General features: G+C 67.9%; 16 protein-coding genes and 2 pseudogenes. 12 read left to right on the forward strand and 6 right to left on the reverse strand.

Annotated elements, in window-relative coordinates:
• Positions 1-321: 321 nt before the first annotated feature.
• The 5 genes from EFK10_RS14560 (at position 322) to EFK10_RS14580 (ending at position 8,011) form a co-directional block, all read left to right on the forward strand.
• Positions 322-1,707, forward strand: coding sequence for an FAD-binding oxidoreductase (locus EFK10_RS14560; protein WP_127356120.1), 1,386 nt, complete (start codon positions 322-324; stop codon positions 1,705-1,707).
• 297 nt (positions 1,708-2,004) lie between these two features.
• Positions 2,005-3,435 (forward strand): selenium-binding protein SBP56-related protein, encoded by a 1,431-nt coding sequence (locus tag EFK10_RS14565; protein ID WP_127356121.1) that lies wholly within the window; start codon positions 2,005-2,007, stop codon positions 3,433-3,435.
• Between the two features lie 174 nt (positions 3,436-3,609).
• Entirely contained in the window at positions 3,610-4,377 is a 768-nt protein-coding gene (locus tag EFK10_RS50140; protein WP_240677219.1) for a ZIP family metal transporter, read from the forward strand.
• Between the two features lie 965 nt (positions 4,378-5,342).
• Positions 5,343-6,434 carry a PP2C family protein-serine/threonine phosphatase gene (locus tag EFK10_RS14575; protein ID WP_240677220.1) on the forward strand — a complete coding sequence of 364 codons (1,092 nt, stop codon included), beginning with the start codon at positions 5,343-5,345 and terminating at the stop codon, positions 6,432-6,434.
• Between the two features lie 269 nt (positions 6,435-6,703).
• Positions 6,704-8,011, forward strand: a complete 1,308-nt coding sequence (locus EFK10_RS14580; RefSeq protein WP_127356123.1) for a PP2C family protein-serine/threonine phosphatase — start codon at positions 6,704-6,706, stop codon at positions 8,009-8,011.
• A 383-nt stretch (positions 8,012-8,394) separates the two neighbouring features.
• Here the strand turns inward: EFK10_RS14580 and EFK10_RS14590 are convergent, their stop codons facing one another.
• The 3 genes from EFK10_RS14590 to EFK10_RS14600 are packed head-to-tail and all read right to left on the reverse strand — an operon-like array spanning position 8,395 to position 12,188.
• Positions 8,395-9,672, reverse strand: a complete 1,278-nt coding sequence (locus EFK10_RS14590) for an acyltransferase family protein (RefSeq protein WP_206305456.1) — start codon at positions 9,670-9,672, stop codon at positions 8,395-8,397.
• Positions 9,669-11,837 (reverse strand): bifunctional polysaccharide deacetylase/glycosyltransferase family 2 protein, encoded by a 2,169-nt coding sequence (locus tag EFK10_RS14595; protein ID WP_127356124.1) that lies wholly within the window; start codon positions 11,835-11,837, stop codon positions 9,669-9,671. Before EFK10_RS14595 ends, EFK10_RS14590 begins: the two co-directional genes overlap by 4 nt.
• Positions 11,838-11,864: 27 nt before the next feature.
• The gene (locus EFK10_RS14600; RefSeq protein ID WP_127356125.1) at positions 11,865-12,188 is read right to left on the reverse strand and encodes a hypothetical protein; all 324 of its coding nucleotides are present in this window, start codon (positions 12,186-12,188) and stop codon (positions 11,865-11,867) included.
• Positions 12,189-12,488: 300 nt separating this feature from the next.
• On the opposite strand from EFK10_RS14600, the gene EFK10_RS14605 reads away from it, so the two are divergent.
• The 4 genes from EFK10_RS14605 to EFK10_RS14620 all read left to right on the forward strand — a co-directional run bounded on the left by EFK10_RS14605 (position 12,489) and on the right by EFK10_RS14620 (position 17,499).
• Positions 12,489-13,508: a glycoside hydrolase family 26 protein gene (locus EFK10_RS14605; RefSeq protein WP_127356126.1), complete on the forward strand. Its 1,020-nt coding sequence runs from the start codon at positions 12,489-12,491 to the stop codon at positions 13,506-13,508.
• Positions 13,509-13,624: 116 nt separating this feature from the next.
• Positions 13,625-15,055: an outer membrane protein assembly factor BamB family protein gene (locus EFK10_RS14610; RefSeq protein WP_164835998.1), complete on the forward strand. Its 1,431-nt coding sequence runs from the start codon at positions 13,625-13,627 to the stop codon at positions 15,053-15,055.
• Positions 15,056-15,992: 937 nt separating this feature from the next.
• Positions 15,993-16,454, forward strand: coding sequence for a hypothetical protein (locus EFK10_RS14615; protein ID WP_240677221.1), 462 nt, complete (start codon positions 15,993-15,995; stop codon positions 16,452-16,454).
• Between the two features lie 181 nt (positions 16,455-16,635).
• Positions 16,636-17,499 carry a hypothetical protein gene (locus EFK10_RS14620; protein ID WP_127356128.1) on the forward strand — a complete coding sequence of 288 codons (864 nt, stop codon included), beginning with the start codon at positions 16,636-16,638 and terminating at the stop codon, positions 17,497-17,499.
• 266 nt (positions 17,500-17,765) lie between these two features.
• Here the strand turns inward: EFK10_RS14620 and EFK10_RS14625 are convergent, their stop codons facing one another.
• Positions 17,766-18,152 (reverse strand): hypothetical protein, encoded by a 387-nt coding sequence (locus EFK10_RS14625; protein WP_164835999.1) that lies wholly within the window; start codon positions 18,150-18,152, stop codon positions 17,766-17,768.
• 237 nt (positions 18,153-18,389) lie between these two features.
• Between EFK10_RS14625 and EFK10_RS47410 the strand changes: the two genes are divergently transcribed.
• Positions 18,390-18,884 (forward strand): DUF1877 family protein, encoded by a 495-nt coding sequence (locus EFK10_RS47410; protein ID WP_164836000.1) that lies wholly within the window; start codon positions 18,390-18,392, stop codon positions 18,882-18,884.
• A gap of 650 nt (positions 18,885-19,534) precedes the next feature.
• Here the strand turns inward: EFK10_RS47410 and EFK10_RS14640 are convergent.
• The gene (locus tag EFK10_RS14640; RefSeq protein WP_240677222.1) at positions 19,535-20,263 is read right to left on the reverse strand and encodes a Type 1 glutamine amidotransferase-like domain-containing protein; all 729 of its coding nucleotides are present in this window, start codon (positions 20,261-20,263) and stop codon (positions 19,535-19,537) included.
• Positions 20,264-20,267: 4 nt separating this feature from the next.
• Between EFK10_RS14640 and EFK10_RS50145 the strand changes: the two are divergent.
• Both EFK10_RS50145 and EFK10_RS50150 read left to right on the forward strand, forming a co-directional pair.
• Positions 20,268-20,396: pseudogene (locus EFK10_RS50145) on the forward strand (FtsK/SpoIIIE domain-containing protein); the annotation flags it as partial.
• A 251-nt stretch (positions 20,397-20,647) separates the two neighbouring features.
• A complete protein-coding gene (locus EFK10_RS50150) occupies positions 20,648-20,737 on the forward strand; it encodes a hypothetical protein (RefSeq protein ID WP_240677223.1) in 90 nt (29 codons plus the stop codon).
• A gap of 43 nt (positions 20,738-20,780) precedes the next feature.
• Here EFK10_RS50150 and EFK10_RS14655 read toward each other — a convergent pair.
• Positions 20,781-21,017: pseudogene (locus EFK10_RS14655) on the reverse strand (cholesterol oxidase); the annotation flags it as partial.

Raw genomic sequence — 21,017 nt, forward strand, 5'->3', positions numbered from 1 at the left:
AGCCGGGAGTCCCAACTCGCCGTGCTTCGGGCCACCGTGGACCTGCTGAACGAGGTGGGCTACCGGCGCCTGTCCTTCGAAGGCGTGGCCCGCCGCGCGGGATGGGATGGATGGGCGGCCCTGCAACGAGGTGGGCTACCGGCGCCTGTCCTTCGAAGGCGTGGCCCGCCGCGCGGGATGGGATGGATGGGCGGCCCTGCTGGGGATGCGCGGAGGCCCCAGCGGCGAGAGGGTGGATATGTCAGCCCTGTGGCGTCCGGTCGAGTTGCCGAAGGGTCGGGCAGGTCACGGATCGTACCGAGCCTCCGCAAGGAGATCGTTATGGACGGCACGATGCTGGAGACGATACGGACCGCGCTGCGCGGCCCGGTCATTACTCCCCGGGACCCGGAGTACGACGAGACCCGCAAGGCATACAACGCGATGATTGACCGGCGGCCGGCTGCCATCGTGCGGTGCCGGGACGCCGCGGACGTGATGGACGCGGTTACCCTCGTCCGCGACCAGGGTCGGGAGATCGCGGTCCGGGGTGGCGCACACAGCGGCCCCGGCCTGTGCCTGGTGGACGACGGCGTCACCGTCGACCTGTCGCCGATGAGCGGGGTCCGCGTCGACGCCGTGGCGAAGACCGCCCAGGTCGCCGGCGGCAGCCTGCTCAGCGACCTCGACCACGCCACGCACGCCTTCGGCCTGGGCATCCCCGCCGGGATCGTGTCGACGACCGGCGTCGGGGGCCTCACCCTCGGCGGCGGACACGGTCACCTCACCCGTAAGTACGGTCTGACCGTGGACAGTCTGGTGTCCGCGGACGTCGTGCTCGCCGACGGCAGCTTCGTCACCGCGAGCGAGCGGGACCACCCGGACCTGTTCTGGGCGCTGCGCGGCGGCGGCGGGAACTTCGGCATCGTCACCTCGTTCACCTTCGGGCTGCACCCCGTGCACACCGTTGCTCTCGGGATTACCCTCTGGACGCTCGACCACCTCCGCGCGGTACTGCAGTGGTACCGCGAGTTCCTGCCGCAGGCGCCTCATGACCTGAACGGTTTCTTTGCGGAGCTCACCGTTCCGCCGGCTCCGCCGTTCCCGGAGGAGATCCATGGGCAGAAGATGTGCGGCGTCGTGTGGTGCTGGACCGGGGAGTTGGACCATGCCGAGAAGGCCTTCGAGATCGTGGACGAGCCCGGGCCGCCGGCCTTCCACTTCACGGCACCGATGCCGTACCCGATGGTGCAGTCCATGTTTGACGATCTGATGCCCGCCGGTCTGCAGTGGTACTGGCGGGGGGACTTCTTCGACCGCATCACGGACGAGGCCATCGACGTGCACACCAAGTACGCGCAGGAACTCCCGACCGGCCTGTCGATCATGCACCTGTACCCGGTCGACGGCGCCGCCCACCAGGTGGCCCAGGGAGACACGGCGTGGGCCTACCGGGATGCCGTGTGGTCGGGCGTCATCGCCGGCATCGACCCTGACCCGGCCAACGCCGGGTCCCTCAGGCAGTGGTGCGCGGCCTACTGGGAGGAGCTGCACCCCCACTCGATGGGCGGCGGGTACGTGAATTTCATGGGTACGGGCGAGAGCCAGGACCGCGTCAGGGTCACCTACCGCGACCACTACGACCGCCTCGCGGACATCAAGCGGACCTACGACCCCGACAACTTCTTTCACGCGAACCAGAACATCGAACCGTCTTCTCGAAGCTGACCCTTCCGACCGGATCGCGGTATTTGGCCCACACCGCCCGCGTTACGTCCAGCGCTGGGTCGGTCACGGCGGCGGCTCCATCGACACGACCCCTCCCACCCGCAACCGGGAACGAGGAAGGGAACCGGCCACGATGGAAGCCTGCCGCAACGATCAATCCCCTGAACAGCCCAACAGCAATCGTTTTATGGCATATCTGTCCAGCGTCTGTGCAACGATCTCGAACGTGTGAGCCCGGCTGCCTGTCCGGGGAGTCCCCCCCGGATCCGCGCTCCCGTTCGGGAGTAAGGAACAGCCATGACGACGACTGAGCACGCTCACGACCGCGACGACCACAGTGACCCCACCTTGTACCGCACTCCGGCGGACGCCGTCGCCGCGCCCCCGGAGAAGCTCGCCTATGTCGTCGGTTTCGACCCGACCGCACAGCGCGCGGACGCGTTGTTCACCGTCGGCACCGACCCCGAATCCCCCGACTACGGCCGCGTGATCTCCCACGCCGAGCTGCCCGGCCTGGGCAACGAACTGCACCACTTCGGCTGGAACGCCTGCTCGAGCGCGCTGGCCCATGCCGGTCATCATCACGCTGCCCGGCGCTACCTCATCATCCCGGGACTGCGCTCCTCCCGGCTGCACGTCTTCGACACCAGCCCCGATCCCGCCCGCCCGCGCCTGGTCAAGGTGGTCGAGCCCGAGGAGTTGGCCGCCAAGGCCGAATATTCGCGTCCGCACACACTCCACTGCGGTCCCGACGGAGTGTTCCTGTCCTGCCTGGGTGGCGCGGACGGTACGGACGGGCCTGGCGGCGTCGCGCTGCTGGACCACGAAAGCTTCGAAGTGCTGCGCGCCTGGGAGAGCGACCGCGGACCGCAGCGGCTCGCCTATGACGTCTGGTGGCATCTGGGCCAGAACATCGCCGTGACCAGCGAGTGGGGGACCCCCTCGATGATCGAGGACGGCCTTGTCCCCGAACTGCTGATGGGTCGCCAGTACGGCCACTCGCTGCACTTCTGGGAGCTGGACTCCGGTCGGCACCTGCAGCGCGTCGATCTGGGGGATGAGAACCAGATGGTGCTGGAGCTGCGTCCCGCGCACGACCCCGAGGCAACGTGGGGGTTCGCAAACACCGTAGTCAACGTGGAGGACCTGTCGGCGTCGGTGTGGTTGTGGAACCGGGAGGGCGAGGACTTCGTGGTCCGCAAGGTGATCACCATCCCTGCCGAGCCCGCGCAAACGGAGGACCTGCCCCCGGCGCTGCAGCCGTTCGGCGCCGTGCCCCCATTCATCACCGACATCGACCTGTCGGTGGACGACCAGTGGCTGTACGTATCCGCATGGGGAACCGGCGATCTGCACCAGTACGACGTGAGCGACCCGTTCCATCCGAGGCAGACCTCGTCCGTGCGTCTTGGCGGCATCGTCGGCCGACAGCCGCATCCCGCCGAGCCGGGCACTCCGATGACCGGCGGAGCGCAGATGGTCGAGCTCAGCCGCGACGGGCGGCGCGTGTACCTGACGAACTCCTTGTACTCCGCTTGGGACGCGCAACTCTATCCCGCGGGCATCGACCCGTGGATGGTCAAACTCGACGCCGACACCTCGCACGGCGGGCTCTCCGTCGACAGCCGCTTCTACCCGCACGGCACGGACTTCCTGGGCTTGCGCGTGCACCAGACGCGCCTGCAAGGCGGCGACGCCTCCTCGGATTCGTACTGCTACCGCCGCTGACCGCTTGTGCTCCGCGAGCGTCGGCGCCGGCGCTCGCGGAGCTTGCCGCCGCGGTGGTGAGGCCTCTGCTTGTCATACCGGCCCCTGGGCGTTCCGGGCGGGAGACGGTTCGCACGGGAGACGGTTCGCCCGGGCACTGCACGCGTAAGCCCGCCACCCTCGGAGGGAGGGGACATGCTCTCCGTGCTCTACGCAGCAGGCGCGCACACTCACGACGGGACCGGGTGGCAGCTGCCCTCCACCGAAACGCTGGTGGCCGTGGTCCTGGTGGCTGTGGCCACTGTGGTGGGCGCCTGGCTGGCGCGGCGCAGATCCGGCCGGTCGGCGCTTCTGCTGGCCGCCGCGTCAGGGATTTTGCTGATCATTGCGGTCCTTGATCTTCTGCCCGAAGCGTGGGACGAGGCCCATGAGGCCGGCGTGCCGCAGTGGGCGGTGCCCGTCACCGCGCTCGCCTCGTACGGGGTGATGGGTGCCGTGGTCCGTATCGGCTGCCCGTGCGAGCCGGGTCGTGCGGGCGGCACCGGCGCGGCATCAGGGCTCGCTCTGCACCGCTTCCTGGAGGGGGCGACCCTGACACTGACCGCCTCGGTCACCGTGGTGGCGGCGCTCCTCGTGCACGCGGCCAGCGAGGGCCTGGCGCTGACCGCTCTGCTGGGGGGGCAACCGAGGCGGCGCGTGGCTCCGTGGATCGGGCTGGCTTGCCTGAGCCCGGTCGCGGGAGCCTTCGTGACGAGCGCTTTGCCGATTCCGGACGGCATCATGCCGCTGTTGCTCGCCTTCGTTGGCGGCGTACTCGCGCAGGCGGCGTGGGTGGCGCTCAGACTCGCCCATCAGCAGCGGCCTGCGGACAGGCGAGTCCTCGGGGTCCCGGCTGCGATGGCGATGACTCTCGGGGCCGTCCTCACCGCGCTCGTCGTCCTTGTCAGGGCAGTCAACCGCTGAACGCGACCGGTCGCACGAGGGCGATGAAGGTTGCGGAAACCGGCGGGCGCGGGCGTACGACTCCCTGCCTTCGGCCCACGAGGTGCGCGGCCCGGCATGGAGGCAGAGCACCCGTGCACGCAGACCGGTCGTCCCCGACGTCCTCGGCACCGTTGGCCCGTCAGGATGTCGGTGGAGCGGGCCCCTGGGTGTTCCGGGTGGCGGACGGTGAGTCCTCCTGTAACTCCCGTCACGCCTGGCGGCGTGAAAATCGGTGGGCGGCGTAACGCCGTCGAGCGGTACGCACCTTTCCGCCGTGTCGCTCGCAGGGACGGACCTCGATCATGGTTCCGGAGGCTGGTCGTTCACGTCGATGGCGTTTGGGCTTGCGAGCCCGAGAAAGAGTCTGACGCGGGGCCAGCCAGGGGCCGCCGACTGTTGCCACGTGCACGCCGATCAGCCTTTCCGTTCCCCTCCGGCTCCCCGGACAGCCTCCACCCAACAACGGTTCAGCACTGGGAGGGACTGTGGACAAGCCGCGCGAGGAACTGCAGGACGAGTCGGTGCGGTTGAGTCTGGCCGGTTTTCGTCAAACCGGCCGCGGGCGGAGGAAGCCTTGCTGCCGGCATCGCCAATGACGAGGGAGAACTTGCCGGCCTGCTGCACACCGGGAGCCAGTACGAGCGATTCATCATCGAGGAGTACCTGGAGGCACGCCCGCAACAGTGGGCGTGCTGGAAATCGGTGGCAAGCTCACCCCGTTGCCGGTGCACACGGACCGTCCTGGACGCTGGCGAATGAGACGGAAACTGAGACGGGCGCCACGCGATGGCCGGTGGCGTCGTGCCGGGGTTCAGCTTTCCGCGGCAGCGCTGTGATGGGGGTCGCAGAAGGTGCACAGTAGACATATGAGGCTTCGGCGACGCCTTGAGGATCTGTGGCAGCCATGGCAACCGCGTCGTTCGCTTTGGGCCGTCCTGCTCGGTGTGATCGTGGTAGTCACGATCATCGACAGTTGGGTGGCAGGCCGGGTGCGGCTCTGTCCGACGCTGGCGGCTGCGCCCGCGATCGCGGCCTCGTACTCGGGTCCCATGCTCACAGGGATGATCGGGGCCCTGGCCGTGGGGTCCCAGGTGGTCATCGGAGCGGTACACCGTGACCTGAGTTCCACGTTCATCATGGGGCAGATCGCAGCCACGGCGGTGATCTCGCTCCTCCTCGTGCTCTTCTGCCACAGGCGCGAGCGTCGCACCCGCGAGCTGGACCAGGTGCGGTCGGTGTCGGAAGCCACGCAGCGGGTGGTTCTGCGGCCGCTGCCCCATCGGATGGGCCCGCTGCGGATCGCCTCCATATACCTGGCCGCCCAGGACGCGGCGCAGATCGGCGGGGACCTGTACGCGGCGACGCGCACCGGGGCCGGCGCGCGTCTGATCATCGGTGACGTCCGGGGCAAAGGACTGACCGCCATCAGCGACGCCTCTGTGCTGATGGGCGCCTTCCGGGAAGCCGCCCACCGGTGCGCCACCCTTCCGGAACTCGCCGTCACCCTGGAGTGCAGCATCTGCAGGCACCTGGCCGAGCACATTTCGGAGGCGGACGAGGAGTTTCAGGAGCACTTGGTCACCACCCTGCTGCTCGACATCCCTGCTGCTGCGCGGGGACCACGTGACCACCCTGCACGCCCGCCACCCCGACCCCCGCTGGGCATCGACCTGCCGAGGACCGGCTGCACTCTTGACGCGTTCACCTTCGAGGACGACGACACGCTCCTGCTCTACACCGACGGCGCGATCGAGGCCCGAGGTCCCGACAGGTCCTTCTACCCGCTCACCGAACGCGTCGCCCAATGGACCGGCAGCAGTCCCGAAGCACTGCTGCACCACATCCGCGACGACCTCATCGCCCACGTCGGCGGGCGCCTGGGTGACGACGCGGCCATGGTGGTGATCCAACGCTCGCCCAAACTCCAGCCAGGCCACCAACTCGAGAAGATGATCCATATCAACGGCTCCCCCCAGGACACCGACGCAGCACCGGACGCCAGAGCTACCCCACACCCTGCTCCTGGCCAGGAATGATCACTCGGCGGCCCTAGCCGGATACTTCGCACATGGGCGCAGACATCGAAGTCCGGCGGCCAACGAGATCAAATCTCAGCATGCGGACTTCTCGACTCTAGCCAGATCAAGACAATCAGGTCAGCTGATCTTCACTCGCAGGAGTGAAGTGCGTAGGACGGGCCTAGCCCAGGGGGACGGGCCCGCGGCCCGCGGCCCGCGAGGACTGTCTCGATCGTCCCCGGTTGGGCACCTCAGCCTAGAGGTCCGGAAAAGGGAAGGAATCGGACATGTCGTCCGATGTGGAGAAGTCGCGCCGAAACCGATTGCTGGTCGAGGCGATGCAAAGCCAACTGCAGCAGGTGCCCGACGATCAGCACCGACTGCGCCGCCTGCTGGCAGCGGTATTGGCGATCGGCACCGACTTGGACCTGCGGTCCTTGCTGCAAGACATTGTGGAGGCTGCCGCAGCCACAGTGGACGCCCGATACGGCGCGTTGGCAGTCTTGGACGAATACGGGGAGTTCGTGGACCTCGTTACGACGGTCGCAGACGAGGACTGGCCCAAGGCAGTGGGGCACATGCCTCGCGGCCTGGGTCTCCTGGGCGTGCTGGTACGCGATCCAACGCCGCTCCGCGTGAAGAACATCGCCGACTCCCCGGGCGCCTGCGGTTTCCCGCCGGGGCACCCGTTAATGCACAGCCTGCTCGGGGTGCCCATCCGGGTCCGCGGAACGGTCTACGGCAACCTCTACCTAAGCGATCGCTGGGACGCAGAGCCGTTTACCGACGCCGACGAGGGCATGGTCACCGCCCTGGCCGGCGTCGCCGGCGTGGCCATCGAAAACGCCCGCCTCCACGGGCGCTTCGTGAAGGCCGGCGAGGAGCTCCAGCGGAAGCTGTTGCCCCGTCTGCCGGACATCCGACCGATCCAGGCTGAGGCCCGCTACCAGCCCGCCTCCATTGCCCCGTCCGTCGGCGGGGACTGGCACCACGTGATCGTGCTCCCCGAGGGCACGCGGTGCATTATGGTCGGCGACGTCATGGGCCACAACATCGAGGCGGCCATCACGATGCACCGGATCAGCAACATGCTGAGCGTGCTCGCCTACGACCAGCCCCTACCCCCAAGCGAGATCGTCCGCAAGCTCGACCAGGCACTCGAAGGCCTGGGCGGCGGCACGATGGCCACCCTGATCATGGCCAGGCTGGAGCAGCGCCCAGAGACCTCGTGGCGGCTGTGGTGGACCAGCGCCGGCCACCCTCCGCCGCTGCTCATCACCGCAGGCAAGGCCAGCTACCTCGACCCGGAGGAAGGCCACGGAATACCGCTCGGCGTCGACTCCAGCATGCCTCGGCCCGATCACGAGCACATCGTGGCACCCGGCAGCACCTTGCTCTTCTACACCGACGGACTCGTCGAACACCCCCACCACACGATCGACGAAGGCATGGACGCCTTGGCCCGTCGGGCCGAGGCACTGGTCGGCCAGTCCCTCACCATGATGTGCGACGAACTGGTCGATCCAACAGGACGCACCTTCCACGACGATGTCGCTCTCCTGGCCCTGCGCATCCCCGCCCGGACACCGGCTTAGTCGCGGGCTGGTGCCAATGAGCCGTTCCCAAGAACTTGCTCCGCCGGCAGTGAATCCCTGCTGTGCAGCCCGGCGAAGGTCATCCTGTCGGCGGTCACGGGGCCCGCCGGGTGGTGGACGTCGGCGTCTGCCTGTTCCTGCGGGAGCTGGCCCCGACCGCCGACTCCTACCTGGGCCTCGACCTCCCCCCGCCGCGCTGGCCGACGCCGCAGCGTCGGTCTCACGATCAGCTCCATTTCCTGGAACGGCGCGTAGAGCCCCGCGGCCACCGCGGCGGTCGGAGCCGCTTGATCGAGTCGGTCGTGTCGAGATTTCCGTCGCCGGCCTGCAGAAACTGGCGATAACTCGGCGGAGGTGCAACTCCGAGCCGCTCGTCCAACTGCCTACTTCCGCCGCTGGCCCTTGGGCCGCCGCGGATAGGGGAACAGCCGCGGTCTGCGCTTGGCCGCCACGTCCTCGACCCAGCCGAAGAGCAGCAGCGCAAGGAGGATCAGCGGAACGGCGACCAGCAGCGGGAGCCACTGGCTCGACAGCAGCCACTGCAGGTGCACGTAGAGGAATTCGTTGCTCCAGAGCGGGTCGATCAGCGGTTCGGTCAGCACCAGCGCGAGGCTATGCCAGAGGTAGACAGTGACCGCACGGGAGTTGAGCAGGCTCACCACTCCGTTGAACCGCTCCAGTGGCCGGGGCCACTTCTCCCATGAGGGACTCAGATGAAGCAGCAGCATCACGCTGCCGAAGGACCAGATCGCCTGGGCCAGCGGCACCGCCTCCAGGTCGGGGCCGACCCGGGGGTTGTCCACCGGCGCCTGCTGCAGCCACCAGTAGCCGACCGCGAGCACCAGCGGCGCGATCGAGGGCACGACGTACTGGGGGATGCGGCGGAACAGCCCCTCGTTGTGGGCCATGCCGAGGAGCCAGCAGGAGGCGAAGGTGGTGAAGTCGGTGGCGGCCTCCATCACCCGGCCGGACTGGTCGACCAGGCCGGAGTTGAGGAAGGCCGACAGTGCCAGCGGCACCAGCAGGGTGACCCAGGGAAGCCGGCGCACGGCCTTGAGCATGAGCGGTGACAGCAGCACGAACCAGAGGTACGCACGCAGGTACCACAGCGGCACCGCGACCTGCTCGGCCCAGGTGGAGGGCAGGTGGCCGCCGAATCCGGACAGGTTGGAGGCGAAAGGAGGGGTGCTGAGCGGCAGGATCCAGAAAGCGAGGTGGCCCCACCACCAGTTGGGGTGGCCTTCGGAGTTCGGGCCCCAGCCATCGAGGATCATGGCGGTCAGCAGGACCGCGCCGAACATCCACATTGGGGGAAGCAGGCGGCGCATCCGCCCCCGGATGACGCTCAGGGCCGGTCGGCTGAGGGACTTGGCCATCAGCGAGCCGGCCAGCGCGAACATCACGCCCATGGAAGGGAAGACCAGCGGCAGCCAGGTCCAGGAGAAATTGTGGTAGATCACCACCCGGACCAGGGCCATCGCCCGCAGCAGGTCCAGGTAGCGGTCACGGCCGGCCTTCGGCTTGGGTGCCGCGGGCCCGGGCCCGGGCCCGATCTCCAGTGAGGAAGTCTGCGCCGGCAGCACAGCGCGGTCGGTCACCCGTAGGGCCATGGTGTCGGAGTCGCTTTCGAGTCCGAGCCTGCCAGGTTCCGCGATGCTCATGACGACTTCGCCCCCGTGGTGACGTCGAGCCCGACCTCGCCGGTGCGCCGCAGCTTCTGCCAGCGCAGTCGGCCTCCGGTCAACGCGGTTATCCAGGACTGCAGGAGGACCATGTACATGAGAACCCGGTAGACCACCTGCTGCACGGGCAGGGTGATCAGAGGCCAGGGCTTCTCCCGGTCCAGGTGGAAGGACCACCAGGCGAAGATGCCCTGCAGGGCCAGCACCGCGAACCAGGCGCCCAGGGTCTTGTAGGGGTCGACGAAGGCCACGCCATAGACCATGGCGACGTCGATGGCGGGTGCGAGCAGCGGCGTGAACACCATGAACAGGGCGACGAAGGGCAGTCCGGTCCGGCCGAAGTGTCCGGCCGGGCCGCGTTCCAGAACCGCGTGCCGGTGCTTCCACATCGCCTGCATGGTGCCGTAGCTCCAGCGGTAGCGCTGGGACCACAGCTGGCTCATGGTGCCGGGCGCCTCGGTCCAGGCGCGGGCGTTCTCGGCGTAGACGATCTTCCAGCCGGCCCGGTGCAGCGCCATGGTCACGTCGGTGTCTTCGGCGAGCGTCTCGTCGCTCATGCCGCCCACCTGCTCCAGCGCCGTGCGGCGGAAGCCACCGACGGCACCGGGGATGGTCGGCATGCAGCTGAGCACGTCGTACATCCGGCGGTCGAGGTTGAAGCCCATTACGTACTCGATGTGCTGCCAGGCGCCGATCAGCGTGTCGCGGTTGCCGACCTTGGCGTTGCCCGCCACGGCGCCGATCCGCGGATCGCCGAAGGGCTGCACCAACTCGCGAACGGTCGAGGGCTCGAAGACGGTGTCGCCGTCCATCATGACGATCAGTTCGTTCGAGGCCGCGGCCACACCGGTGTTGAGGGCCGTGGGCTTGCCGCAGTTGGGCTGGCGGATGAGTCGGACCATCGGCAGGCCGAGTTCTTCCACGATGGCGGCGGTGTCGTCGGTCGACCCGTCGTCGACGACGATCACCTCGATCGGATGGTCGCTTCTGGCCAGCGAGAGCAGGGTGTTGGTGATGCACTCCTGCTCGTTGTAGGCGGGTACGACCACGGTGACCGGTTCGGTGACCGGATCGCCCCAGGAGAACCCCGGCTTCCGGGTGCGGCGCACGTGTATGACCGAGAGCACCAACATCAGTGCGAAGCGCACGAACACCAGCACGCCGACGACCGCGAGCAGAGCAACCAGCCAGGGCATCAACCGCACGGAGAGGGTGGTGCACCACAGGAACGCCTTTCCGGCCCACAGGTTGTAGCCGGTGACCCGGGTGTTTGCGGGGCCGGTGCCGAGCGCCTCGCTGACGGTCTTGAAGGTGTAGCCCTCGGACTTGAGCTTATTGATGATGACCGGGAGCGCCGCCAGCGTCTGCGACCGATTGCCGCCCGCATCGTGCAGCAGGACCATTTCGCCCTGCCCGGGCAGGTCAGGCAGGGCGGCCTTCACGATGGCATTGACGCCGGGGCGCTTCCAGTCGTCGGTGTCCTTGTCGATGAAGGCGACCAGATAGCCGTCCGACCCGACCTCCTTGGTCACCGGCCAGGACCAGTCGTCGAGCGCGTCGACGGTGGAGGAGTAGGGCGGACGAAACAGGCTGGTGTGGATTCCGGCGACACCTGCCAGGGCGAGCTGGGTCTCGCCGAGCTCCCAGGTGAGCCTGGTGCCGGACTGCAGCGCGAGGTCGGGGTGGGTGAAGGTGTGCAGACCGATCTCGTGGCCGCCGGCCACGATCTGGCGGATCAGCGCGGAGTTGCGGGTGGCCATCGAGCCGGTGACGAAGAAGTCGGCATGCACGTGCTCGGCCGCCAGCACCTTGAGGATCTTGGGCGTCCACTGGGCGGACGGTCCGTCGTCGAAACTCAGGACGATGGTCTTGTCGGGGACCGTGTAGCTGACGGGCTTGTCGTTCTTGTCCCCGCGCGCGTCCACGATCGGGCCGCCCTGCAGCACGCTGCGCGGCACGGTGCCCTTGTCCACCGAGACCGCGATGCGCTCGTCGTGGAAGACCTCGTTGTTCACCATGCCCCGGAGCACCAGCAGCGCCAGCAGACTCACCAGCACCGTCACCGGCAGGAAGAAACGCAGGGGGGGCGCAGCGAGTCGGCGCGGCCGCGGGCTGGAGCGCCGGGAGCGTTGGTGGCGGGACATGGACTTCCTGGTCGTTGTCTGTGCGTGTTAAGGGGCGGAGGTCGGGACAGTGGTCCCGTTCCCGGTGCGGGTGTCGGTCCCGGTGGTGACCCCGGTCCTGGGTACGGTCCCGGTCCGAGTCACGGTGGAGGAGGGGCTCGCGGTGACGGTCGGTCCGGCGGCCGCGATGGCCGACGCACGGTCAACGTGCTTGGTTTTGCCGGGAGGTGAGGGCAGCGCGGCGTTCACATACTGGCTGGGCGGGGTGGTGTCCGCGGTGTCCGGGACGGCGAAGGCGGGCGCCTGCGACTGGATTCCGAGCAGGCCGGAGATCATGGCCACGGCGAAACCGACGCACGCGATGCCGAACACCCAGCCGAGGCCGCGCAATCGCCGACCGCGCCGACCCGTCTGGTCCACAAAGACGGGAGATGGCTCGACTTCCAAGCGGGGGCTGGTCACCGATGGCCTCGGGATTTCGTTGATCGCGTCGCCGCGGACTCCAGTGCTCGATGAAAATACGGGAACGAACTATGGAGGGCAGGCTGAATGTTCGGTTTGCCAGACTCTGTCCTCCGGTCCGTGATCATATTGAGATGAAAATGTGGATAATCTGGGGAGACCTCGTATAGTCCCGGTCCCGGACCTTTCCAACGCCCGATCGGACGCCCCGTGCATGGCCAGACCCCCCGCCCCGGCTACCTCGCGGTCACAGCGATGCTCGTGGTGGCCGGCCTTTTCCTGGTCTACGCCTTCGGCGGGAAGGGAAGTACCGGCGGCGCCGGGGCGAGCGGAAGCACCCCCTCCGCCTCGGCTGCGCGCTTCGACGTCTCGTCCATGCTCCACCCGGCCGGCCGGATACTGGGCGTCGTCGACGACAAGACGCCCTGGCAGTACGGCATCGTGACGACCTTCAAACGGCAGGCGGGGCACGCCCCCGACATCCGCGAGTACTACGCCTCCTGGGGCGACGACTTCGACTCGGAGGGCAACGCCTTTCTCTGGCGGCACGGCCAGCTCCCGATGCTCGCTCTGGTGCCCTCCGGCACCCCGCTGGCCGATATCGCCGGGGGCTCCCAAGACTCCTACATCCGCCGGCTGGCCCGTCAGATCGCCGCCTACCAAGGCCCGCTGGCCCTCTCCTTCGCCGGTGAGATGAACGGTCCGTGGAACCTCTGGGGGCCCGGCCATACCAAGGCTGCCGACTTCGTCGCGGCCTGGCGGCACGTCCACGACATCTTCCGCAGCCTCGGCGTCACCAATGTGATCTGGGTGTGGAGTCCCCATGTGGTCGACACGGGCACCACCGCCAGGCTTCGCCCCTACTACCCAGGGGACGCCTATACCGACTGGGTCGGCGTCATCGGTTACTACGGGCCGATCGACGGCGTCGCCTTCTCCAGTCTGTTCACGCCCACCCTGCGGGAGATCGCGCGTTTCTCCGGCAAGCCGGTGCTGATCACCGAGACCGGGGTAGCGCAGAGCAGCCGCAAGGAGGAGCAGATCCGCGACCTGTTCCAAGGCGCCGCCAAAGCGGGCGTCATCGGGCTGGTCTGGTACGACAAGCGCAAGACCTGGCCAGGCAGCTCGCTGCTGATGGACTGGCGCATCGACACCTCGGTGGGCGCCGAGGCGGCCTTCCGCGTGGAATCAGCCCGGGCCGGCTTTGGCCACCCGTTCACGAGCGGCTGAGCCGCACACAGCAGACGCGGCCGAGCGCGGGCCCGGCCGGTACGAAATCTACGATGGCGCGTGAGGGCGTTAGGGCCGCAGCGACGCGGACGACCGAGCGGAGGGGAAGTACGGGGATGACGACACAACCGTCGCCGGAACAGGGCGCTCCTCAGGGGGACGCCGGCTGGGCCTTCAGGCCCCGCAAGCCGGTCAACGCGATGCCGGGCCGCGAAGGTAGCCCCGAGGCGCCGGAGGCGCACCCGCCCGGGGCTACCGCAGTCCTCGGTCCCGAAACGACACTGATACCCGTACCGCTACCCGGGCTCGTCGCGGCGCAGCCGCTGCCGCAGCGCGGAAGAGGCAGGCGAGCAGGCAGAATCTCCCTCGCTCTCGCCGTCCTTGCCGCCGCGGGCGGGGCCGCCGCCGCCGTCCTGAAGAAGGCAGATGGCGCCCCCGTCGCGTCGAAGCAGTTCGCGCAGGTGTGGCAGGTGCCCGCACCCGCCGCGGGCGACGAGCTGATCGGGAGCTGGCTCACCGGCACGCGGCTGATCCGGGCTTCCACCCGCGGCGGCGTCAGTGCCTACAACCTGGCCGACGGCCGCGAGGTGTGGCGGACCACCCCCACGGCGAAGAAGGGCACCGTCCCCTGCGCCATGTCCCCGACCCTCGCTGCGCACGGCATCGGCACGGTCGCCTTCGGCCGGGACGGCAACTCCTGCACCTCGCTGGCCGGCATCGACACGGCCACCGGGAAGATCGTATGGACCACGCCCCTGGTCGACTCCGGGCACCCCACGGCGACGGCCGCCCAGACATACGTCCAAGGTGATGTCGCCACGATCGTCAGCGAGAACTTCCTGGGCGGTCTGGACGTCCGCACCGGTCGCCGCATCTGGGGCTTCAAGGCCCGCGGCTCCTACTGCAACGCCTACGACTGGGGCGCCGACGGGATCGTGCTGGTGGACGACTACTGCGCCGACAGCAGCAACAAGTTCACCCTCACCGCGTACGACAGTAAGAACGGAAAGGTGCTCTGGACCGAATCCCAGAGCGCCCACACGGATGTGGCCCACATCTTCTCCAGCTCGCCGCTGATCGCCTCGCTCCACACGGCGGTCGAGGACAGCGTGCGGGTCTTCGCCCCCTCCGGGCGCAGCCGCAAGCTCGCCGTGGGCAACACCGAGGTCGCACCCGGCAACGACTCCGCCGCCGACCACTCCGCACGGCTCGTCGGCAACATCCTGGTCACCCCGGCCCAGACCGCCGCCGGCAGCGAGATCGACGGTTATGACACCGCCACCGGCGTCAAGCTGTGGAGCTACCGCTCTGCCGCGCTCGCCACCGCTGCGGCCGGGGCTGACGGGGTGTACGCCCTCTCCACCTCCGGCCCGCCGCAACTCGTCCAGCTCGACCCGCACACGGGCCACGCCACTCCCCTCGCGCGTCTGCCGGTTGGCACCGGCCACGGGAACTTCACCGCAGGCACGGTGTACGTGACCCCGGATGGCGGGGTGCTGGAGCTCAACGCCCTGGGGACAGGCGGCGGGGTGCAGCTCTACCGGTAACGTCCGGGGGGCCGTCGCGCGAACAGAGGCAGGATGACAAGAGCCGGGCGCGGGGACGGGCAAGAGAGGCGGTGGACTTCTATGGTCGCGCCGTATCGCCGGTTCGACTCGGTAGGGTCTCAGAGTTGCCGGGACGCACCCGGAATGAAGGGGGCTCATCGTGACCGCGAAAGAGGAACCGGCTGCGCAGCACCCGGATTGTTGAGCTGCTGCGCCAGCGCGCCCCGGAAGATGTCATCAGTACCTGGTCGCCAGCAAGAAGAGTCCCATCACCGGCCTCGGCCTCGAGCCGAGCGATGTCCTCCCGCCCTACCCGACGGCCGAGGAGACAGCCACGCCCGGCCCCCAGGTATTGAGCCGCAGCCCCTCAACGGGCAGACACCCCGTATTTGAAGATCGACACCTCGCGAGAACGCAGGAGTCTGACTCCATGCCGGCGATTACTGCGGCATGTCCGCATCTCCATCCCCGGTCCGTTCCGATGTGGATCGCCGCGCTTCTCGGCGGCCCGGCAGGCCGAGTTTCACACAAGCAAAGGCCCAAACGACGAGATCCCGATCCGACGGCGACCGTCTGATCGGGATCTCGTGAACAGTTCGCAGGCGAACCCACGAACGGCCCGTGCTGTGGACCTGAGGGGATTCGAACCCCTGACCCCCTCGATGCGAACTACAGGCGGGACGGTCGCCGAGGTCTGTACGGCTGGTCAGCCGGTCGCCTGGGGTCGGTGACGGTCGGCGGCGGTCATCGTGGTTGCTGTACTTCATTGCTGTACTGCGCACGGCTCCGGAGGCACCGGGGGTCTCCGCTGTGCTAGCAAGGCACACATGCACCGGGGGCCGGCCGAGCGGTCTTCGGGCAGCCCAATGGCCAGCGGTTCAGCTCCCGGTGGCCGTTGGCGAGGGGGACGGCCGTACCATCGCCGCGAGGGGGTGCGATGCCTGAGCAGGATGGCCTTATCGAAGTCTGGCGCGTCAGTCCGCAAGGCCTCACTACGGGCTATGCACTTGCCGGTGTGACCGCCTTGGCAGCAGCAGTGCGCTGGCTGACCCTGGCCGTCCATCCCGACTTGGAACACCTGACTTCGGCAGCGGAGGCCACTGCGGTCGCGCTCGGCTTCGGACTGTTCTCATGGTGGAACCTGCTGCGAGTGCGGCTGGAACTCACCCCGGAGGTCATCATTATGGTGAACCCTTGGGGAACGCAGCGGCTGCCGTGGTCCCGTGTCTGCTCCGTGAGTCTTGGCGCCTGGGGCGCACAGTTCTACACCCACGACGGCTTCAAGTTCACCGCACACGCCTTCGGCAACTTCGGAGAAAGCCGTCGTCGGCATGATCAGCGCTTCGCCGAGCTTGAGCGGATAGTCGAAGCTCGGCTTCGTGATCGACACCCGCTTTAGGAGTTCGATCACTGCGAGTTGTTGCCTGCTGGAAGGCGGCGTCCTGCGAGCCGGGCGGTCTACCTGCTGCCGGGTCCGTCCGTCGGAGTTCGGCGTCGTTGATGTCAAGTGTGGATGTCACCGGCTCTGCAGACAGGCTGCGTTGTCGGCAATGTCAGCTGCGTGGGGTTGAGTGGGGCCCATGGATCACTCCAATCTCCTGGCCACCGTATGGCAGATGCTCGACGCAAGATCGCCCAGCGATGCACCGAGCATTATCGATGTGCCTGACGGCACCACTCTGCATGAGCTCGTCGCCGCAATTGGCGGGCGCGCGGGCCGGTTCCGGAACATCGCTTCGGGCGGTTTCACCGACCCCTCGCTCGCTGAGCGCACAGGGCTGCCCCTCGTCGAGCCCTTCGGTGAGAAAATACTGGAGATGCGGGGGTGGGCTTACTGGTCCCACTGGATCGGGTGCGGCCAGGTTGCCTCCCCGGAGGGAAGTCGGTTGGTCGTCGTGGTCGCAGGGCGTGAGGACCCTGCGACCGGCGGACTCCCGGAGGACGCGTCGTGGACTGAGAAGCTGCGCATTCTCACCGGATGGGAACCGATACCCCAGCCGGCCGTCGACTGGTCCGCCGCTGAAGTCGCCCTGGGCACGGCGCTTCCGCGGGACTACAAGGAGACCGTCGATCTGTTCGGCGTGGGCAGCTTCGACTGGTACCTGGACCTCCTCGTCCCGGGCATCGTGGGTATGGACCTCGTGAAGTGGGCCGAGAGCGACGTGGAACATGCCGCTGCACTGTGGCACCCCTATGTCGCCCATCCGGCACCCCACGGGCTGCTGCGTTGGGGGACGTCGGAACAGGAGATCGACTTCGTCTGGCAGACGGGCGCTGCTGGCCCTGACGCCTGGCCAGTGCTCGTACGGCACGACTTCCATAGCTGGGAACGATTCGACTGCGGCTTTGGTGAGTTCGTCCTGCGCATGTTGACGGACGTGCAGTTCGGATTTCCTACGAGCGGCATCGCCGCCCACTCCTTCGTAAGTTTCGACCTGCCATAATTCTGGGGTGTGGTTGGACCAGGGCCGCTCGACACCTGCGCCCCGGGAACGAGTCAGGGGCCTGAACCGCTTCGCGGATGAGGCCCCTGTGGCACGCCCGATCCCCTCGATGCGAACTATGGGCGGGACGGTCGCTGAGGTCTGCATGGCTGTTCAGCCGGTCGCCTGGGCCCGGTAGCGGTCGGCAGCGGTTGCCGTGGTTGCTGTACTGCTGTACCGACCGCTTGTGCAGGCTACGCTCATGACCGGCATGGCCACGGTTGCCGTCAAACGCTCTCGATGACGCCCTGGATGTTTGCACCGCTGAGGTCGACAACGACGGCGTCGGCCCGAAGCTCAACTGGCAGGTGCGAGCGACCCTCCGCGGTACCCAAGATGGCCACCCCTTCCGGCAAAAGGATCACAGCCTCCAGACGTTCGACCAGCTCGGCGACGATGTCGAGGATGCCGCCCCAGGCGAAGCGGTTGATCATGATGCTGCCTGGGCTTGTATAGACGTCGGCCTCGCCGCCGTCGCTCGCCCGGATGCGGATGAAACCGTAGTCCGGCTCTCCGGCCACCACGTGCGGCGCCAGGAGTACCTGGCCCCGCTCATCGTCCATGGGCGCCACGTCACCATGTGCGAAGCGCTGAACGTAGATGCTGTAACTCACAAGGACACATCAGTTCTTCTGGAAGTGACGAGCCAAGGCTCTCACGTGCGCCGGCTCACCGTAGCTGAGCCTGTGACCTGCACGGATGCCGGGACTAGTTGTCATCATCTGTCAACGCCGGTTCGCCTCGGACGGCCCAGAGACGGCCCAGCCAGGATGCCGGTGCCCAGGACGGATCAGGGCTCCTGGGGACATGGTGGGCAGGGCTCGTCGGTTGCCTCGACCAGAATGCACGGCATGAGCATCGAGATGCAGCTGCACGCCATGCCAGAGTCCGAGATCCGAGACGACTGGGCTTGGCTGGCGGAGTTCATGGGGGACGCCGGGGACTTCGACCGCTTCCAGGCCGAACGCCAGGCCGGAATCGCCGAAGTCGTGGAATACCACTTCCCCGCCCTCCATCAGGTCTATAAGGCGGCGTACACCCCGCAGGGTTCTCATGACTGGGAGCTCCCGGTCTTCGGTGGCGACCCTGTGTACCACGCCACTCACAACCAGCCGCCATTTCTGATACTCCGCCCCGCCCAGGTGCGCGAGGTAACGGACTTCCTGGCTGCGGTCTCCTTCGACGATCTTTGGGAGGTGGCCCGGCCGAAGGTCCTGCCTCCCTTCTCTGCCTTCGACGAGGCTGAGGTCAAGGGCTGGTTCCTCACCCATCACACCGACCTGCAGGCCTTCTACACCCGGACCGTCCCCACGGGGCACGCCGTCGTCAAGGCCTTCTGGTACTGAACCGCGCAGTCTTCTCCTCGTCTCGCGGTACCGAGCGGTCGGCGGAACGGCTTTGGGCTGGAGCTGCCTTGGCGCGAGTGATCATGGCCCCTTACGCTGGCCCGCGGATCGGGCAGGCTTGTAGACCTGCCCGTTAGTGCCCGATGTGGGGCCATGATCTTCGAGGCTCGCGCCAAGGTGGCTGCCTAAAGCCGTTCCGCCGACCGCCCCAGCCACGACGTGTTCTGACCTCATGCACTGTGTGCCTGCCTCTTGGGCGGGAGCGGGCGGCCGGCGGTGCCGAGCGGGGCGGAGACATGAGCGCGGGCGCCGCCGGCCGCCCGCGCCCGCCCGGAGGAGCGGAGCGACGACGGGTGCTTGATGAAGTAGAGAAAGTCTTACCGCACAGCGATCGCTTCATGTTGTCGTGTCTCGGTTGACGGTTGACAGTGTGGCTTCACCTGATGCTTGACACCGCTTGCCTCGGCTTGGCTGTGTGCGTCTGATTCGGCGCGTGCGGGAGGGCCGGAGCCGTGCTGGTGGGTGGAGTTGAGCGTGGTCGAGCAGCGGTATCACGCGGCCATGGAGGTGGCTGCCGGCGCTCCGGTGGTTGAGGTCGCGGCGCGTTATGGGGTCTCGCGGAACGACGCGACGTCACGAATGGCGGGCGGCTATGACCCGAATTTCGTCCATTGCCCTTCGGAGACCACCTCGACGGAGCCGTCGACGACCTTGATGGCCGTCTGTTCGTCGATGGCGTAGGCAGGGACGCCGATGTCGGCGGCCCACCGCTCTGCGTCAGCTAGGGTGTTCGTTGGGAAAGCGTCCAGGTGCGGGAAGATTGAGAAGTCGACGACTCCCAGAGTGTGGTCGTCCGGCGCGGACGGCCACTCGACGAAGTACGCTCCAATCCGGGGCGTCATCACCATGCTTCCGGCACTCACTCCCACCCAGACCGTGTCGGGCAGAGAAGGCAGCAAATCGGCCAGCCCGGACTCCCGCATCCAGTGGCACAGGTACGTCGCGTCGCCGCCGTCGACCAGGAGCACGTCGGCCTCCCGGATCCAGGGGACCCATCGTTCTGCGCCGATGGTGGGCAGTGCGGTGAGTTCGAGGACGCCAAGTGACGCCCAGCCCAGGCCGGTCAGGTGTTGCCACGTGGGCTGGGCGGCTACGAGGCCCCGCACCGATGTCGGACCGCACAAAGGGTGACCCCATTGTGCTGTCGGGATGCAGAGGGCGTGGCACTCGGCGATCGGCTTGCCGAGAAGCTTTACGAGCGCCGTGTGGATGCTTGGGTTCGTGACGCCGCCTGACGTAAGCAAGAGCTTCAAGGTGCCTCCAAATTCGCGCGCGAAAGGTCGACGTACCTCAAGACTCGGGACCGTGCCGGAACTCATCTATATCTGGGGTCTGCGGGAGGACGAACACCCGGCACCGATCGTGCTGTTCATCGACGAGGTCACCGAGCGGTTCCTGATCGCAACCCGCAAGGACGAGGAACGGCGAGACGAGATGGTCACCCACTTTCTCGCTCAACCTCCGCCTGAGCGTCGACAAGTCCGCCCCGGCCGGCATCAGCATCGGCATCTACGCCAACGAGAAGGGCGAGTGCGTCTACTCCGGCGGCGACAGCTACTACCAGTTCGACATCCTCGCCGCCGTTCGGACCCGGGTAACCCCGGCAACGCCGAGCCGCAGACCGGCGGCAAGACGCACACAAGCCGGCCGGCGACACCCAGATCGGCAGCCTGGCCGACACCGGCTCGTCCTCCGCCCTGCCGGTGATCGCCCTCGCGGGCGGCGCGGCCGTGGCCATCGGCGGCGGCGCCATGTTCGTCGTACGCCGCCGCAAGGCCGGCACCGCGGCCTGAGCCGACGCCTGGGCGCCCGAACGACGGGCGCCCGGGCGCGCCTCTACTTCGGCGGGACCTTCGGCACCGGCAGCAGCGGCAGCCGCAGCGCGCCGAACGCGTCCTTGGGGACCGCCGGGTGGTGCGGCTCGACCGCCGCCAGCCGTACGTAAGGCTCACCTTGGGCGGGGCGGGTGTCCGCGTCGCCCTTGTTGGGCCACAGGGACATCGCGCGCTCCGCCTGGGCGGTGATGGTCAGCGACGGATTCACGCCCAGGTTGGCGGAGACGGCGGCGCCGTC

Source organism: Streptomyces soli, assembly GCF_003999195.1.
Lineage (GTDB): Bacteria > Actinomycetota > Actinomycetes > Streptomycetales > Streptomycetaceae > Actinacidiphila > Actinacidiphila soli.